This is a genomic window from Roseburia inulinivorans DSM 16841, from assembly GCF_000174195.1.
GTDB lineage: Bacteria > Bacillota > Clostridia > Lachnospirales > Lachnospiraceae > Roseburia > Roseburia inulinivorans.
In genome coordinates, this window is the sequence record NZ_ACFY01000107.1 from 1 (window position 1) to 1,867 (window position 1,867).

Annotated in this window: 1 protein-coding gene; it reads right to left on the minus strand. The window is 43.1% G+C overall.

Features of this window, described 5'->3' with window-relative positions; all coding sequences use genetic code 11:
• Positions 1 to 431: 431 nt before the first annotated feature.
• Positions 432 to 1,649 carry an iron-containing alcohol dehydrogenase gene (locus tag ROSEINA2194_RS12430; RefSeq protein ID WP_044927922.1) on the minus strand — a complete coding sequence of 406 codons (1,218 nt, stop codon included), beginning with the start codon at positions 1,647 to 1,649 and terminating at the stop codon, positions 432 to 434.
• Positions 1,650 to 1,867 lie beyond the last annotated feature (218 nt).

A 1,867-nucleotide genomic window follows, 5' to 3' on the forward strand; every position in this document is an offset into this window, starting at 1 on the left:
GAGATAACGGCAAAATTCAAGAGGTTCAATGCCTTATGATTCGTCGATGTTAAAGGGCACACCTCCCGGAGTTTCATCTTTGGGTTCTGCCGCTCGTAGCATGGATTGACGGATTTCCATAGCCGAGATATTGCATGCTGCACAGTCTTGGATAAATAAAAAATAGAACTGATTTGTTTTCAGGATTTTGGGAGCGGCCGGTTCTTAGAAAGCAGACATTGCGATTTCAAAAGACAATGTAATTGGATTTTGAAATCACGATGGATGATTTCTTAGTACCGCTGCCAGCGACAACAAGCGGAAGCACTCCTGAAAACAAACAGTTCTATTTTTTATAGTTCTATACACTTTGTTGGCATGCAATTGACATAACCTGCGGAAATCCGTAACACCACCTACAAGCGGCAGTTCAAAACCTAAACTCCGGTTTATCAGAAATCCACCTCAGTATCATAGTAGCAGCATTTCAGCAGCTTCTCCATCTCTTCCTGGCTCGGCTGTCTAGGATTGGAACCGGTACATGCATCTAAAATCGCATTGGCAGCGATCTCCGGTAGTCTCTCTAAGAACACCTCTTCCGGAACGAAGCCCTGCTCTGTCGGGTAGCTGTCTGCGCCATAATTTTTGATGCAGTGTGGAATCTTAAGGTCATCATTCATCCTGCGCAAGTATGCAATGAGTAACGCAACTTTCTCATCTAAGCTGTCTCCGCCAAGTCCCATGAAATCTGCGATATCGCCGTAACGTTTCTTCGCTGTCTCATCTTTTGCATTGAATGCGATAACTTTTGGCAGATACATAGCGTTTGCTGCACCGTGGATAATATGTGCACCATAATCTGCAAATGCAGCTCCTGTCTTATGTGCCATGGAATGAACGATACCAAGCAGAGCGTTGGAGAATGCCATTCCTGCAAGACACTGCGCATTGTGCATGGAATCTCTCTTAGCCATATCTCCGTTGTAGGAATCAACCAGATCATTCTGGATCATTTTGATCGCATGTAACGCCAGTGGATCGGTAAAGTCACAGTTAGCGGTAGAAACATATGCCTCGATCGCATGTGTCATAGCATCCATTCCAGTATGTGCAGCTAATTTCTGTGGCATTGTCTCTGCAAGATCCGGATCAACGATTGCCACATCCGGTGTGATCTCAAAATCTGCGATCGGATATTTGATACCTTTTTCATAATCGGTAATAATTGAAAATGCTGTCACCTCTGTCGCTGTTCCTGATGTGGAAGAGATTGCACAGAAATGAGCTTTCTTTCTAAGCGCCGGGATGCCAAATACTTTACACATATCCTCGAACGTGATATCCGGGTACTCGTATTTGATCCACATCGCTTTTGCTGCATCGATCGGGGATCCGCCGCCCATCGCAATGATCCAGTCCGGTTCAAATTCCATCATTGCTTTTGCACCTTTCATCACGGTTTCCACAGAAGGATCCGGTTCGATGCCTTCAAACAACTGAACTTCCATTCCGGCTTCTTTCAGGTACTGTTCTGCTCTGTCGAGAAATCCGAACCGCTTCATAGAGCCGCCGCCAACACAGATCATTGCCTTTTTTCCTTTGAATGTCTTTAATGCCTCCAGAGCACCTTTTCCATGGTATAAATCTCTTGGTAACGTAAATCTTGCCATTGTAAAAACCCTCCTATAAAATATGTATGTGCTTGTTTTGATTGTTATATTCTTAACAATCAGACCGCCTGTATTACCTTGTGATTTCATCACTTGTGCTTATTATACCATACACCTTATTTTATAAAAGGGTTTTTATACATTATTCACAAATTATTTCATGTATTTTTTGACAAACAAATTTCTAATACAATTTTAATCCACTGCGCACCGGTTCA

Excerpts from the sequence above, each read along its gene's own strand:
- ROSEINA2194_RS12430 (WP_044927922.1), bottom strand. The coding sequence starts at position 1,649 with ATGGCAAGATTTACGTTACCAAGAGATTTATACCATGGAAAAGGTGCT.